Source organism: Streptomyces sp. BR1 (assembly GCF_052373795.1).
In the GTDB taxonomy this organism is placed as follows: domain Bacteria; phylum Actinomycetota; class Actinomycetes; order Streptomycetales; family Streptomycetaceae; genus Streptomyces.
In genome coordinates this window covers 4,618,729-4,633,664 of record NZ_CM126252.1, presented here as the reverse complement: position 1 = coordinate 4,633,664, position 14,936 = coordinate 4,618,729, and the positions used below count along the sequence as shown (strand labels likewise).

13 protein-coding genes are annotated in these 14,936 nt (G+C 67.4%); 9 read left to right on the top strand and 4 right to left on the bottom strand.

Translation table 11 applies throughout. The features are described from left to right. Positions 1–82: 82 nt before the first annotated feature. The 4 genes from ACT1U9_RS20245 to ACT1U9_RS20230 are packed head-to-tail and all read left to right on the top strand — an operon-like array spanning position 83 to position 5,127. On the top strand, positions 83–1,537 hold the full coding sequence (locus tag ACT1U9_RS20245) for a pyridoxal phosphate-dependent decarboxylase family protein (protein WP_444534103.1): 1,455 nt from the start codon (positions 83–85) through the stop codon (positions 1,535–1,537). After that, on the top strand, positions 1,518–2,792 hold the full coding sequence (locus ACT1U9_RS20240) for a lysine N(6)-hydroxylase/L-ornithine N(5)-oxygenase family protein (protein WP_444534102.1): 1,275 nt from the start codon (positions 1,518–1,520) through the stop codon (positions 2,790–2,792). Before ACT1U9_RS20245 ends, ACT1U9_RS20240 begins: the two co-directional genes overlap by 20 nt. Next, positions 2,789–3,343, top strand: a complete 555-nt coding sequence (locus tag ACT1U9_RS20235; protein ID WP_444534101.1) for a GNAT family N-acetyltransferase — start codon at positions 2,789–2,791, stop codon at positions 3,341–3,343. The genes ACT1U9_RS20240 and ACT1U9_RS20235 overlap by 4 nt, the downstream gene beginning before the upstream one ends. After that, on the top strand, positions 3,340–5,127 hold the full coding sequence (locus ACT1U9_RS20230) for an IucA/IucC family protein (RefSeq protein ID WP_444534100.1): 1,788 nt from the start codon (positions 3,340–3,342) through the stop codon (positions 5,125–5,127). The genes ACT1U9_RS20235 and ACT1U9_RS20230 overlap by 4 nt, the downstream gene beginning before the upstream one ends. Positions 5,128–5,490: 363 nt before the next feature. Here the strand turns inward: ACT1U9_RS20230 and ACT1U9_RS20225 are convergent, their stop codons facing one another. Continuing rightward, complete coding sequence (locus tag ACT1U9_RS20225; RefSeq protein ID WP_361433754.1) at positions 5,491–5,991, bottom strand: hypothetical protein; 501 nt, start codon at positions 5,989–5,991, stop codon at positions 5,491–5,493. Between the two features lie 58 nt (positions 5,992–6,049). Beyond that, positions 6,050–6,565 carry an NUDIX domain-containing protein gene (locus tag ACT1U9_RS20220; protein ID WP_444534099.1) on the bottom strand — a complete coding sequence of 172 codons (516 nt, stop codon included), beginning with the start codon at positions 6,563–6,565 and terminating at the stop codon, positions 6,050–6,052. Positions 6,566–6,714: 149 nt separating this feature from the next. On the opposite strand from ACT1U9_RS20220, the gene ACT1U9_RS20215 reads away from it, so the two are divergent. Further along, positions 6,715–8,070, top strand: coding sequence for a hypothetical protein (locus ACT1U9_RS20215; protein WP_444534098.1), 1,356 nt, complete (start codon positions 6,715–6,717; stop codon positions 8,068–8,070). A gap of 125 nt (positions 8,071–8,195) precedes the next feature. Here the strand turns inward: ACT1U9_RS20215 and ACT1U9_RS20210 are convergent, their stop codons facing one another. Continuing rightward, complete coding sequence (locus tag ACT1U9_RS20210) at positions 8,196–9,350, bottom strand: hypothetical protein (protein ID WP_444534097.1); 1,155 nt, start codon at positions 9,348–9,350, stop codon at positions 8,196–8,198. Between the two features lie 71 nt (positions 9,351–9,421). Between ACT1U9_RS20210 and ACT1U9_RS20205 the strand changes: the two genes are divergently transcribed. Further along, positions 9,422–9,649 (top strand): hypothetical protein, encoded by a 228-nt coding sequence (locus ACT1U9_RS20205; RefSeq protein WP_361433763.1) that lies wholly within the window; start codon positions 9,422–9,424, stop codon positions 9,647–9,649. Positions 9,650–9,949: 300 nt separating this feature from the next. Here the strand turns inward: ACT1U9_RS20205 and ACT1U9_RS20200 are convergent, their stop codons facing one another. Continuing rightward, entirely contained in the window at positions 9,950–11,503 is a 1,554-nt protein-coding gene (locus tag ACT1U9_RS20200) for a beta-N-acetylhexosaminidase (protein ID WP_444534096.1), read from the bottom strand. Between the two features lie 173 nt (positions 11,504–11,676). Between ACT1U9_RS20200 and ACT1U9_RS20195 the strand changes: the two genes are divergently transcribed. From ACT1U9_RS20195 to glmS, 3 genes are all read left to right on the top strand, one after another. Further along, the gene (locus ACT1U9_RS20195) at positions 11,677–12,573 is read left to right on the top strand and encodes a DUF4429 domain-containing protein (RefSeq protein WP_444534095.1); all 897 of its coding nucleotides are present in this window, start codon (positions 11,677–11,679) and stop codon (positions 12,571–12,573) included. Positions 12,574–12,712: 139 nt separating this feature from the next. Then, positions 12,713–12,994, top strand: a complete 282-nt coding sequence (locus ACT1U9_RS20190) for a hypothetical protein (RefSeq protein WP_067159327.1) — start codon at positions 12,713–12,715, stop codon at positions 12,992–12,994. Between the two features lie 70 nt (positions 12,995–13,064). After that, the gene (glmS, locus tag ACT1U9_RS20185) at positions 13,065–14,882 is read left to right on the top strand and encodes a glutamine--fructose-6-phosphate transaminase (isomerizing) (RefSeq protein WP_444534094.1); all 1,818 of its coding nucleotides are present in this window, start codon (positions 13,065–13,067) and stop codon (positions 14,880–14,882) included. Positions 14,883–14,936: the final 54 nt, after the last annotated feature.

The following is a 14,936-nucleotide window of genomic DNA, read 5'->3' as shown; positions in this document are numbered from 1 at the left end:
GTGATCGAACTTAGGTTAGGCTAACCTAAGTTCGAGATCACGGCCTCGCCCCCTTTCCTTCCCCGTCCGGAGGACACTTCCCATGCGTTCGCACCTGCTCAATGACACGACGGCGGAGAGCTACCGGCGCTCCGTGACCGAAGGAGTCGAGCGGGTGGCGTCGAAACTCGCCGCGACCCGGCGCCCGTTCACGGGTGTCGGCGTCGAGGACATCGCCCCGCTCGTCGACGGCATCGACCTCGACCGGCCGCTCGGCGACACCTCCGCCGTCCTCGACGAGCTGGAGGACGTGTATCTGCGCGACGCCGTCTACTTCCACCACCCCCGCTACCTCGGCCACCTCAACTGCCCGGTCGTCATCCCGGCCGTACTCGGCGAGGCGGTCCTGTCGGCCGTCAACTCCTCGCTCGACACCTGGGACCAGAGCGCCGGCGGCACCCTCATCGAGCGCCGCCTGATCGACTGGACCGCCGGCCGCGTCGGCTACGGCCCGGGCGCCGACGGTGTGTTCACCAGCGGCGGCAGCCAGTCCAACCTCCAGGCGCTGCTGCTCGCCCGCGAGGAGGCCAAGCCCCCAAACGGCGAAGGTCTCGGCAAACTGAGGATCTTCTCCTCCGAGTGCAGCCACTTCAGTGTGCAGAAGTCCGCCCAGCTCCTTGGCCTCGGCCGCTCCGCCGTCGTGTCGATTCCCTGCGACCACGACAAGCGGATGCAGACCGTGGCGCTCGCCCGGGCCCTGGAGAAGTGCGTGGCCGAGGGCAATGTGCCGATGGCCGTCGTCGCCACCGCCGGGACCACCGACTTCGGCTCGATCGACCCGCTGCCGGAGATAGCCGAGCTGTGCGCGCAGTACGGGGCCTGGTTCCACGCGGACGCCGCGTACGGCTGCGGGCTGCTCGTCTCGCCGACCCGGCGCCACCTCCTGGAGGGCATCGAGCGCGCCGACTCCGTCACCGTGGACTACCACAAGTCCTTCTTCCAGCCGGTGAGTTCGAGCGCGATCGTGGTCAAGGACGGCACCACGCTGCGCCACGCCACGTATCACGCGGACTATCTCAACCCGCGCCGCGCCGCCGAGGAGCGCATCCCCAACCAGGTCGACAAGTCCCTCCAGACCACCCGCCGCTTCGACGCCCTGAAGCTGTGGATGACCCTGCGCACGATGGGCGCCGACGGGGTCGGCTGCCTCTTCGACGAGGTCTGCGAGCTGGCCGGGGAGGGCTGGCGGCTGCTCGCCGCCGATCCGCGCTACGACGTGGTCGTCGAGCCCAGCCTGTCCACCCTGGTCTTCCGCTACATCCCGGACGCCGTCACCTCGCCCGCCGAGATCGACCGCGCCAACCTCTACGCCCGCAAGGCGCTGTTCGCGTCCGGCGAGGCGGTCGTCGCCGGTACCAAGACCGGCGGCCGCCAGTACCTGAAATTCACCTTGCTCAACCCCGAGACGACGGTCCACGACATCGCCGCCGTCCTCGATCTGATCGCCGGCCACGCCGAGCAGTACCTGGGAGAGAACCTTGTCCACGCAGCCTCGTGAGCCGTACGACTTCATCGGGATCGGCCTCGGCCCCTTCAACCTGGGCCTGGCCTGTCTGACCGAGCCGATCGACGAGCTCAGCGGCCTCTTCCTGGAGACCAAGCCGGACTTCGAGTGGCACTCGGGCATGTTCCTGGAGGGCGCCCACCTCCAGACCCCGTTCATGTCGGACCTGGTCACCCTCGCCGACCCGACCTCCCCGTACTCCTTCCTCAACTATCTGAAGGAATCCGGCCGCCTCTACTCGTTCTACATACGCGAGAACTTCTATCCCCTGCGCACCGAGTACAACGACTACTGCCGCTGGGCCGCCGGGAAACTCTCGTCCATCCGCTTCAACCAGACGGCGAAGACGGTGACGTACGAGAACGAGCTGTACGTCGTACGCACCGAGGACGGCTCCGAGTTCCGCGCCCGCCGTCTGGTGCTCGGCACCGGCACCCCGCCGTTCGTCCCCGAGGCGTGCCAGGGCCTGGGCGGCGACTACCTGCACAACTCCCGTTACGTGGACCACAAGGAAGCGCTCCAGGCGAAGAAGTCGATCACTCTGGTAGGCAGCGGGCAGTCCGCCGCGGAGATCTACTACGACCTCCTGAGCGAGATCGACGTCCACGGCTACCGGCTGAACTGGGTCACCCGCTCGCCCCGCTTCTTCCCGCTCGAATACACCAAGCTGACGCTTGAGATGACCTCGCCGGAGTACGCGGACTACTTCCACGCGCTGCCCGAGGACACCCGCTACCGCCTGGAGTCCGAGCAGAAGGGCCTCTTCAAGGGCATCGACTCGGAGCTGGTGGACGCGATCTTCGATCTCCTCTACCAGAAGAGCCTGAAGGGCCCGGTCCCGACGCGCCTGCTCACCAACTCCTCGCTGAACAGCGCGAGTTACGACGCCACGACGGGCTCGTACGAACTCGGTCTGCGCCAGGAGGAGCAGGGGAAGGACTTCACGCTCACCACCGAGGGCCTGGTCCTGGCCACCGGCTACAAGTACGCCGAGCCCGAGTTCCTGAAGCCCGTCTCCGACCGGCTCAAGCGGGACGGCCGCGGCCGCTTCGACGTGGCCCGCAACTACGCCATCGACACCACCGGCCGCGAGATCTTCCTGCAGAACGCCGCCGTGCACACCCACTCGATCACCTCGCCCGACCTGGGCATGGGCGCCTACCGCAACGCGTACATCATCGGCGAGCTCCTCGGCCGCGAGTACTACCCGGTCGAGAAGTCCATCGCCTTCCAGGAGTTCGCCGTATGAGCACCCTCACCGACATAGGCACCTTCACCGTCCGCGCCCTCGACCCCTTGAAGGACGCCGAGCTGCTGCACGGCTGGGTCACCCACCCCAAGGCCGCGTTCTGGATGATGCAGGACGCGAAACTGGAGGACGTCGAGCGGGCGTACATGGAGATCGCGGCCGACGACCACCACGACGCGCTGCTCGGCCTGCACGACGGCACCCCCGCGTTCCTGATGGAGCGGTACGACCCGGCCCACCGCGAACTGGTCGGCCTGTACGACCCCGAGCCCGGCGACGTCGGCATGCACTTCCTGGTCGCGCCGACGGGAGCGCCGATCCACGGCTTCACCAAGGCCGTCATCACCGCCGTGATGGCCCACCTGTTCGCGGACCCGGCGACCCGGCGGGTCGTCGTGGAGCCCGACGTCGGCAACAAGGCGGTGCACGCGCTGAACGCGGCCGTCGGCTTCGACGTGGTCGGCGAGATCGCCAAGCCGGAGAAGACGGCGCTGCTCAGCGTGTGCACGCGGGAGGCGTTCGAGGCCGCGACCGAGGAGAGCGCGCGATGACGAAGACGATGACCGAGGTAGCCGTACCGCACCTCACCCCCGAGCTGTGGGCGCGGGCGAACCGGCTGCTCGTGCGCAAGGCGCTGGCCGAGTTCGCGCACGAGCGGCTGCTGACGCCGCAGCCGCTGGGCGAGGACCGGTACAGCGTACGCAGTGACGACGGCACGGCGGAGTACCGCTTCACGGCGGGCCGGTTCGCGCTGGACCACTGGCAGGTGTACCCGGAGTCGATCTCGCGCCACTCCCTGGACGGCGGTGAACTCCCGCTCGACGCCCTGGACTTCTTCATCGAGCTGCGCGCGACGCTCGGCCTGAGCGACGAGATCCTGCCGGTGTATCTGGAGGAGATCTCGTCCACGCTCTCCGGCACGGCGTACAAACTGACCAAGGATCAGATCTCCTCGGCCGAGCTGGCGAAGTCCGGTTTCCAGGCGATCGAGACGGGGATGACCGAAGGCCACCCCTGCTTCGTCGCCAACAACGGGCGGCTCGGGTTCGGTGCGCACGAGTACGCCGCGTACGCGCCGGAGGCCGCCGCTCCCGTCCGGCTGATCTGGCTGGCCGCGCGCCGCGACCGGGCGACGTTCACCTCGGGCGCGGGGCTCGACTACGAGACGCTGATGCGGGCGGAGCTGGGCGAGGCGACGCTGGAGCGCTTCGCCGCGACGCTGGCCGAGCGGGGTCTGGACCTCGCGGACTACCAGCTGCTGCCGGTCCACCCCTGGCAGTGGTGGAACAAGCTGTCGGTGACGTTCGCGGCGGAGGTGGCGCAGAACAGGCTGGTGCCGCTGGGGGTCGGCGACGACGAGTACTTGGCGCAACAGTCGATCCGCACGTTCTACAACACGACGGACGCGTCAAAGCACTACGTGAAAACCGCCCTCTCCGTCCTCAACATGGGCTTCATGCGCGGGCTTTCGGCGGCGTACATGGAGGCGACGCCCGCGATCAACGACTGGCTGGCGGGGCTGGTGGAGCGCGACTCCGTCCTCCGCTCGGTCCGCTTCTCGATCATCCGCGAGCGGGCGGCGATCGGCTACCACCACCGCCAGTACGAACGTGCCACCGACCGCTACTCGCCGTACCGCAAGATGCTGGCCGCGCTGTGGCGCGAGAGCCCGGTGCCGTCGCTGGCGCCGGGCGAGCGGCTGGCGACGATGGCGTCGCTGCTGCATGTGGACGGCGCCGGCTCGTCGTTCGCGGGCGCGCTGATCGCGGAGTCGGGGGTGGGGGCGCAGGAGTGGCTGCGGCGCTACCTGCGGGCGTACCTGCTCCCGATCCTGCACTCGTTCTACGCGTACGACCTGGCGTACATGCCGCACGGCGAAAACGTGATCCTGGTGCTCGCGCCGGACGGCACGGTCTCGCGGGCGATCTTCAAGGACATCGCCGAGGAGATCGTGGTCATGGACCCGGACGCGGTGCTGCCGCCGGAGGTCGAACGGATCCGGATGGACGTGCCGGACGACACGAAGCTGCTGTCCGTCTTCACGGACGTCTTCGACTGCTTCTTCCGTTTCCTGAACGCGACGCTGGTGAGTGAGGGGGTGCTGACGGAGTCCGACTTCTGGGACGCGGTGGCGTCGTGCGTCACGTCGTACCAGGCTTCCGTCCCGGAACTGGCCGACAAGTTCAAGCAGTACGACATGTTCGCGCCGGAGTTCGCCCTGTCCTGCCTGAACCGCCTGCAGCTCCGCAACAACCGCCAGATGGTGGACCTGACGGATCCGGCGGGGGCACTGCAACTGGTGGGGAACCTGAGCAACCCGATCGCGAAAGGCTGAGGTCCGGGGGCAGCCCACCTGTGACGGTCTTGCCCCCCACCCGCCGTACGGGGCGGCGGACGTCCTGTGTGTCTAGTGCCCTGCCGAGTTGCAGTCCGTGCACTCGGTGTTGAGAGGCTTGTGAGTGGCGGGGTGGATCGTGAGCGTCACCCCGCGACCGTGCCGGCAGACTCGGCAGGGGCGCCCGTTGGCACGCCGAGCGGTTCGCAGGCCGTACCAGTAGTCCAGTACCTCGCCGTACCTGGGATCGCTCCATGCACCGGGGCGCTGCCTGTCGTCCTCTTTGCCCATTGCGGTTCCCCTCTTGCCGACCTCAGTCGAGTCTAGGAGGCGGACAGTGCGCCGCGCGGACGTTCACACACCTCAATTCGCCTCCGGAGCCGCACAGTTGGAACCACCGTCAGTGCACTCGCTGTGCATGCAGTCGGCCGCTACGAGCACCGAGTTCTGCGTCTCCTTGGCCCACAGATAGTCGTCCGGCAGGTATCCGGCGCTCCGGATGGCCGCGAGGGTCCGGTCCACCGTGGCGGTGTCGTGCTTCTTGGTTGCCGGGCTCTCGGGCACGTGGTGAATGAACCGCCCGAGGAAAGCACACAGCGACTCGTACGTTTTCGTGTCCCACAGGAGGGCGTGCCATCCCTCATCCACGATACGCGAAGGGCGGAGGGCGAAGCCCGGCGTCCGGTTGGTCGCTGCGGCGGCCAGGAACTTCAGCGCCTCGTCGACGATACGGCTCGCCATATCGTCGTGAAGGCCCGCATTGCAGCGCTGGACGATGTGCACGGCGGTCACGAAGCTGGCGTCCGGGACCAGGTGACGAGCACTGGGCTTGAGAAGTGCGGCGGTGTCCGCGAGAGCAGTCATTTCTGTCTCCTCGATGGGTGTATGGCGGTTCAACGCCCACCCCTGCCAGGGGCCTGGACTACGAGCCGACGAGCTCGCCGAGCAGGAACATCGGCTGCCTCATGCCGTACTCGAACGCACGTGCCGCCGCGCGAATCCGGGCAGCCTGGTAGGGCAAGGCGAGTTCGTCCAGCTGCCCCGCGGGAACCCACTCGACCGCGGACAGTTCGCCTTGCGCGCTCTCGGGCAGCGATACCGCGGCGGCCTCATCGTTGTCGAGCGTTCCGCCGTCGAGTACGAAGTTGATGCCCTCGGCGCTCGCTTGGTCCGCGCTCGCAGGTACCTGGTCCACCATGAGCAGGTACGAGAGCTTGCGCTTGAGCCCGGTCTTTTCGAGCAGCTCGCGGGCCGCAGCGACGGCGATGGGCTCGCCCGCATGTGTTCCACCGCCCGGAAGCTGCCACCCCTGCTTCCGATCGGCGTGCCCGCGCCTGGGCTTCACCATGAGAATGTCGCCGTATCTGTTGCGAACCAGGACCACGGCCCTGATGCGTCGGCGTGGCGGGTCGGCCTGGTCGATGTCAGCGTGCGCCATGGGGCATCCGTTCTCTTGCGGGTGTGAGTCCCGCCTCGGCGATCTCTCCTGCCTCTACGCAACCGCACGACCACTCTCAGCGGTACCGTGGGAGCGAGGCCGAGGCATGAAAGCCATGAACGCCACGCAGTCCGTCGGGAGTTGAGGGCATGGCGAACCGCTCACGTACACCGAACCTGAGCTTGGAAAACCTGCTCAAGCAGGCGAAATGGTCTCGCTCGCAGTTCGCGAGCATCGTCAACCGCTTGGGCGCCGAAGCTGGATTGGATCTCCACTACGACCAGTCGGCCATGTCGCACTGGGTCAGTGGCACAGTGCCGAACGCCCCGGTCAGGCGCGTGATCGTCGAGGCGTTCTCGCGCAAGCTGCACCGCACGGTCACGCACGCCGAGGCCGGACTGCCGCTCGCCACGTCCGACAAAGCCCCGCCCGGCGTCGACGCCGTAGAGGAAATCGTCGATCTGGGAAGGGCGGATATGGATCCATCACGCCGTGGCGTGATCGCCGCAGCCAGCCTGTTCTCCGCAGCCTTGACCGTTCCGATGTTCGCCGACTCCGCGCACGCCGCAGATGCCGTTCCGGTGAGTCCGGGCAAGATGACGGTGCGAATCGGCACGGGTCAAGTCGAGTCGGTCCGCAAAATGACTGACAAGATCGCCGACATTCTCGATGAGTTCGGCGGAGCACACGCAAGGCCGATGGCTGCGGCCTTCTTGGTGAACACCGTCGTTCCTTGGCTCCGCGCCGAAGCCAAGGACACGGTACGGAAAGACATGTGGGCGGCAGCGTCGGACCTCGTCTATCTGACCGGGTGGATGGCGATGTACGAGCGGGATCACGGCACCGCACAAAAGTACTATCTGAAGGCTCTCAAGCTCGCCGGCCGGGCGGACGACCACGTGACGTACTGCCGGACATTACGGGGGATGAGCCTTCAGGCATCCAATCTCGGATACGGCCCCCTGGCCGTGCAACTCGCGGACTCGGCGGCCGAAGCCGCACCGAAGGCAGGTCCACGGCTTCAGGCGTTCCTGACAGGACAGCAGGCACACGCCTCATCCATGGTGGGTGCCCATCGGCGTGCGCGGAAATTGTTGACCGCCACGGAAACCGCGCTGATGAAGGCCGACAACCGCCGTGAGTCGATCGGCGGATACGACCAGTCCGCCTACGCCTTCCATGTCTCCCACGTCTTGTACGAAGGGAAGGATCTGCCGGGTTCCATCAGCGCCCTACAGCAGGCGCTCAAGGCGCAACCGGCCAATGAGCGGCAAGGACGGGTCCACTTCAACGCAGTACTGGCGCAACGTCAGTTGCAACACGGGCACCTCGACGCGGCGTGTGATTCATGGGCACGATTCCTGGAAGACTACGAACACATCTCATCCGCCCGAGGCGACGAGCATTTCGAGACCATGCGGCTCCGACTGAAGCCGTTCCAGCACGCCCGATCCGTACGGGCACTGGCGCCACACATCACCGAAGTGGCCATGCTCAAGGGATAGCCTCCCCGCCAGACCCCGCCCCTCCGGCGCTCGCAAGTAGGGGGTCGTCGGTTCGAACCCGACAGGGGCTCTGGCTTCCACCCTGAATGAGCTGCAGGTTTTTCCTACGGAAGGCTTCCCTGGCGTCATTGTGATTGCGCCGACTCGTCCGGCCCCTTCCAGGGCGGAAAGAGTAGTCGTACATACGCCTTCTTTGCGTCGCGCATGAAATTAGGGTGATTTTCGCTGCCGTAGCGCCACCCTTTGCTGCCTCTACCCGCGCGATGCCCGTATCGATCGTTCCAATCTCGGCGCAGAGACTGCCAAGTGGCCCCGTCTGTTGGCTCGATAATGTGAACCAGTCCGGTCGGGCCTGCCTGCAGTGGGCGGCCCTTCCTGGCGGTACGCCCTGGCTGATCGACACGGGAAACAAAATGCGGCCCGATATGTTGAGCGAGTCGATAGTGCTTCTCTGACAGCGACTTTATAGGACCTGAATGCAGTCGGGCCTTGAGTCGACCATAAATGCCCGCCACTTGATCGGGTGTGAGGAATGGATCAAGGGTCATCGTGACGCGGCTGCAAGCGGCTGTCGCGCCATGACGAATAGATGCAGATCCCGAGTAAACGAAAACCTCGGGTTGTCGCCCTGTAAGCACGAAGGTAGCTGCCTCCGACTGGCGCCACTGGTACGTATCTGCCATGTCCTCGGTCAACTTGGCGAGCTCCCCCAGGGTCCATCGGGAGTCAACCGTCAGAGCCCGCTCGCGGTGGCTCGCAATGTACCAAAGGTCGACTACAGGGCTTCCGCCCGGTCGACGCGCAGTAAGGAGGTCCTCAATATGCCGGTTTCCGTTGCCATCAGGGGAATCGCCATTGAAATGATCCATAATCCACTGATCCACATCTTCCGGTGCGAGGAGTTGAAACTCTGGATAATCACCTCTTCCTGCTATCCACGCTTCGTACTCGAGCGTGTTCTGGGGAACCAAATGGGAACGGCGAAACCAATTCACTTTGAGGTCACTGTTCGCCCAGGCCGCATAGATGGCAGAGAGTGCATCGATCCTCGCTGAGGAAGAAGCCGTGGCTGGCCGCATCGGCGGCGTTTGACTACCCGCCCGGATGACAGGAATGCGCCCATATACGGCCGTTCGATGCCTGATTGCTTCGACAAGCTCCTGGCGGGCCGCCGCACGGTCCGGGCGCCAGCTCATTCCGTCTCCGTCAAGGTCCTCCCACATGGCGTCGGACACCGGCCAGCCCAGTGCCTTCTCGACATCAGTGCGGAGGTTTGTCATCTCAGCTCCCCTCAAACTGACAAATCATCCTAGGCCTGTCGACTGAAGAACGGGTGCGTAAGGAGACTTTCGTGGGCGCGACCAGCCGGATGGCAGCAGATCAGGTCTACGTGCACATGGCCGCAGGAGGGCAGTGGCTTCTCACCGCAGTGGTGGTCGCGCCGGTGGCGATCGTCTGCGGGACCGTCGTCATCCTGGTTCTATCTGTAGCCCGGAGCCATCGGCTTCCTGCTGTCAAAGCGTTGACACCCGTGTTGGTAGCCCTCGTTGAACGGGTCAGAACCAGGCTTCGTGACTGATCATGGTGCTGTCGTCGCCCGGACAGACAACGTCGCGGGCAGATCGTCCCTCTACCCCTCGCCTCAGTTCAGTGAGTTCTCCTGCGAGTCTTACGTGAGCGAGGCGGGAGCGGACGGGGCGGCAGAAGCCGTCCCGAGGTGAACTGCCGAGGCCGCCGCGTGGGGCCGACTTGCAGGTTCGGCGCCACGCGGCGTCGGGCGTCACGTATGTCGTGATCCAGGTTGTCTTCAGGAGGGGCCGGGACACAGTCCAAGCGGGGTGCCGGGGCGGAGCCCTGGACGGGAGTGGGGCGGGGGGAATCACTCCCACGGCACCACCGGCGACCGGTAAAAATTCACCCCCAGCGCCGCCAGCCGCGGACCCTGCTCGGCCAAGCGGGAGCGGTAGTCCGGCCAGGAGTGCGTCGACGCCGGGGACCAGCCGATCTCCGCGATCCCCGGCAGGCGCGGGAACGCCATGTACTCGATGTCCGCGCTCGTCGTCAGCGTCTCCGACCACAGCGGGGCCTCGACCCCCAGGACCGACCCGGACGGCAGACCCGTAATGAACGTTTCCGGGTCCCAGGCATAGGACTTGTCCACGTCCACCAACCCCGCCCAGTCCAGCCCCAACTTCGTCGCCGCGTCGTACTTCATATCCAGGTACGCCCGGTTCGCCGGGGACATCACCAGTCGCGTCCCCGCCTTCGCCGCCGCGACCACCTCGGCCTCGTTCCCCTCCGTACCCCAGTACTGGGCCACCGCCCCGGCCACCGGACGCGCGCCCGTCAGCTGGTGCCAACCCATCACCGTCTTGCCGTACTTGGCGACGATCGCCTGCGCCTTGTCCATGAACGTCACGTAATCCGCGTGGGGAGTGGAGTGGGCCTCGTCGCCGCCCACATGGATATAGCGCCCCGGCGTCATCGCCGACAGCTCCCTCACCACGTCGTCCAGGAGCTTGTACGTCACATCCTTCGGTACGCACAGCGAGCTGAAGCCGACGTCCGTGCCGGTGTAAAGCGGGGGCGCGACCCCGTCGCAGTTCAGGGACGCGTAGGAGGCCAGGGCCGCGTTCGTGTGGCCGGGAGTGTCTATCTCCGGGACCACCTCCAGGTACCTGCTCGCCGCGTACCTCACGATCTGCCGGTAGTCCGCCTTCGAGTAGTAGCCGCCCTTGCCGCCGCCCACCTGCGTCTGGCCGCCGTACGTCGCCAGCCTCGGCCACGAGTCGATGGCGATCCGCCAGCCCTGGTCGTCGCTGAGGTGCAGGTGCAGCTTGTTGATCTTGTAGAGGGCCAGCTGGTCGATGTACCGCTCGACCTGCGCGACCGTGAAGAAGTGGCGGGAGACGTCGAGCATCGCGCCCCGGTACGCGTAACGCGGGGTGTCGGTGATCGTGCCGCCCGCCACCTGCCACGGGCCCTGCTGCCGGGTGCGCTTCTCCACCGACGCCGGCAGCAGCTGCCGCAGCGTCTGGACGCCGTGGAAGAGTCCGGCCGGGCGGTGCGCCGTGACCGTGATCGCGCCCCGGCCGCTCACCAGCCGGTACCCCTCGTCCCCGAGCCGCGTCCCGCCCGACAGCCGTAGCCGGATGCCGCCGGAGCCGTCCGGCCCGACCGGGAGCGCGTACCCCGTCGAGGGGCGCAGGACGTCCGCCAGATACCCGGCGATCCGGCGGCCCTCGGCCCCGGCGGCGGCGTCGACCCGTATCGGGGTGGAGGACGTGATCGTGTACGGGGAGCCGCCGGGGGCGACCGACGCCGGGGCGGGGACCAGCCGGCCCAGCGGGCGCGCGGCCCGGGACGCTGCCGCTGCGGGGGTCGAGGAGAGGCCCGCCGCCATGAGCAGCAGGGCGCCCAGCAGACCGGCCATCGTTCTGTGCTGTCTCAGTCTCAGTCTCACAAGCGGTTCCCTTCGACGGGGACGCGAGCAGAGGACGCGAGCAAACGAACGGGAACCATCACAACCGCCCGCCCCACCGGCGGTCAAGGTGTAGACCAGCAGCCAACGGGCCGTCCGTACACGCCCGATGGAAGAATCACCTCATGGCGGAAATCATCCAGAACGACGGGACCTGGACCTTCGACGGGGACGGCGTACGCATCGTGCCCGGCAGCGACAAGAGTGTCGGCCTGCTGCGCCGCACGCTCGGCGAGATCACCGTGCCGCTCGAAGCGCTCGCCGGGGTGGCGTACGAGCCGGGGCGCAGGACCGGGCGGCTGCGGCTGAGGCTGCGGGACGGCGCCGACCCGCTGCTCCAGGTCACCGGCGGCAAGCTGGACGACGCCTCCGATCCGTACACCCTGACCGTGGAGACGAAGGCGGCGGCGATCGCCGAGTACTTCGTGGACGAGGTCCGCAACTCCCTGCTGCTCGACTCGGTGCCCACCGGGCCGGTCGACCGCTATCTGCTGCCGGGGCCCTCGCTGCCGATGACCGTGGGCGCGGGCGACGGCACGGCCAGCTTCGACGGGCGCACCGTCCGGCTCGAATGGACCTGGCACACCGACGAGGTGAAGACGGGCAGCGGGCCGACCACGCTCGCCCTGGAGGATCTGCACGCGGTGGAGTGGCAGCCCGCGCGCGGGCTTGTGGACGGGCATGTGCGGTTCGTGAGCTCGCCGAACGCGCCCCGGCTGCCCGCCGGGCGCGATCCGCACGCCGTGGAGCTCAACGGGTTCAAGAAGGACCCGCTGATGGCGCTGCTCGCCTCGGCCGTGGTCGTACGGATGCCACATCCGCACGCGCCGGAGCCCGAGCCGAAGGCCCTGGAGGCCGCGCCTGCCGCGCCTGCCGCCCCCGCGCTCGCCGCCGCGCCCGCCGCCGACGACCACGACGCCCTGCTCCGGCGGCTGCGCGAGCTCGGTGACCTGCGGGAATCCGGGATTCTCACCGAGGAGGAGTTCACCTTCGCCAAGCAGGCCGTACTGAAGCGGCTCTGAGGCGCCTCCCGAGCGCCCCTGCGAAGCACCCCGCAGATACGACCCCTGGTACAGACCAGGACGCGTATGATCATGAGAATCCTGCCCGATATCGGGCAGGATTCTTGCGTGGGGGCTCGATACACCGCAATATCGACGGGTGCTCGAACGCCGCAGCCCGTCGTCCCACGACGACCTCATCGACCATCTGGTGCGCAGCACCGCGCTCCAGCGCGGTGAGGCGGCCCGGGTGGTGCTCGATGTGCTGGCGTACTTCGACGAGACGTACGAGGAATTCGTCCGCCGCCGCCACCGTGAGCTGCAGTCCGGTGGCCTGGTGAACGCGGAGATCTTCGAGCGGATCGCGGCCGAGCTGCCGCACCGCGCCGTGGCGCCACCGGAGCTCTCGCTCCGGCAGCTGCGCCGCATCGTCTACGGCTGAGTCGTCTGCGGCCGAGCACACACCTTTTGATCTTGTAGAACCTGTACGTCGATGGAGGGGTAGAGACTTTATGTGCGGAATCGTCGGTTATATCGGTAAGCGTGATGTGGCTCCGCTGCTGCTCGAAGGTCTGCAGCGGCTGGAGTACCGGGGTTACGACTCCGCGGGCGTCGTCATCAACAGCCCCAAGTCGGGCGCGCTGAAGATGGTCAAGGCCAAGGGTCGCGTCCGTGACCTGGAGGCTCGCGTCCCCAAGCGCTTCACCGGCACCACCGGCATCGCGCACACCCGCTGGGCCACCCACGGCGCCCCCAGCGACGTGAACTCGCACCCGCACCTCGACCCCGAGAACAAGGTCGCCGTCGTCCACAACGGCATCGTGGACAACGCCGCCGAGCTGCGCGTCAAGCTGGAGGCCGAGGGCGTCGTCTTCGCCTCCGAGACCGACACCGAGGTCATCACCCACCTGATCGCCCGCGCCCAGGCCGACACCCTTGAGGAGAAGGTCCGCGAGGCGCTCAAGGTCATCGAGGGCACCTACGGCATCGCCGTGATGCACGCCGACTTCGCCGACCGCATCGTGGTCGCCCGCAACGGCTCCCCGGTCATCCTCGGCATCGGCGAGAAGGAGATGCTCGTCGCCTCCGACGTCGCCGCGCTGATCGCCCACACCCGCCAGGTCGTCACCCTGAACGACGGCGAGATGGCGACCCTGAAGGCCGACGACTTCCGTACGTACACGACCTCGGGCACCCGCACCACCGCGACCCCCGAGACCGTCGAGTGGGAGGCCGCCTCCTACGACATGGGCGGCCACGACACGTACATGCACAAGGAGATGTCGGAGCAGGCCGACGCCGTGGACCGCGTCCTGCGCGGCCGCATCGACGACCGGTTCTCCACCGTCCACCTCGGCGGCCTGAACCTGGACGCCCGCGAGGCCCGCGGTGTGCGCCGGATCAAGATCCTCGGCTGTGGCACCTCGTACCACGCCGGTCTGATCGGCGCCGGCCTCATCGAGGAGCTCGCCCGCATCCCCGCGGACGCCGAGCCGGCCTCCGAGTTCCGCTACCGCAACCCCGTCGTGGACCCCGACACGCTGTACATCGCGGTCTCGCAGTCCGGTGAGACCTACGACGTGCTCGCCGCCGTCCAGGAGCTCAAGCGCAAGGGCGCGCGCGTCCTCGGCGTGGTGAACGTCGTCGGTTCGGCGATCGCCCGCGAGGCCGACGGCGGCACCTACGTGCACGCCGGCCCCGAGGTCTGCGTCGTCTCCACCAAGTGCTTCACCAACACCGTCGTCGCCTTCGCGCTGCTCGCGCTGCACCTGGGCCGCATCCGCGACCTGTCGGTGGCCGACGGCAAGCGGATCATCGAGGGCCTGCGCAAGCTGCCCGCGCAGATCTCCGAGATCCTGGCGATGGAGCCGGAGATCGAGAAGCTGGCCAAGGAGTACGCGGGCGCCCAGTCGATGATGTTCATCGGGCGTGTGCGCGGCTACCCGGTCGCCCTTGAGGCCTCCCTGAAGCTCAAGGAGATCTCCTACATCCACGCCGAGGCCTACCCCGCCTCCGAGCTCAAGCACGGCCCGCTGGCGCTCATCGAGCCCGCGCTGCCGACGGTCGCGATCGTCCCCGACGACGACCTGCTTGAGAAGAACCGCGCGGCCCTGGAGGAGATCAAGGCCCGCAGCGGCCGCATCCTCGCCGTGGCCCACCGCGAGCAGGAGAAGGCCGACCACACCATCGTCGTCCCGAAGAACGAGGACGAGCTGGACCCGATCCTGATGGGCATCCCGCTCCAGCTCTTCGCGTACCACACGGCGCTGGCCATGGGCCGCGACATCGACAAGCCCCGCAACCTGGCGAAGTCCGTCACGGTCGAGTAGTCCACCGGTCGCTGCGAAGCGACGCAGAGCGGCCCCGCACGCGCCACCAGGCGT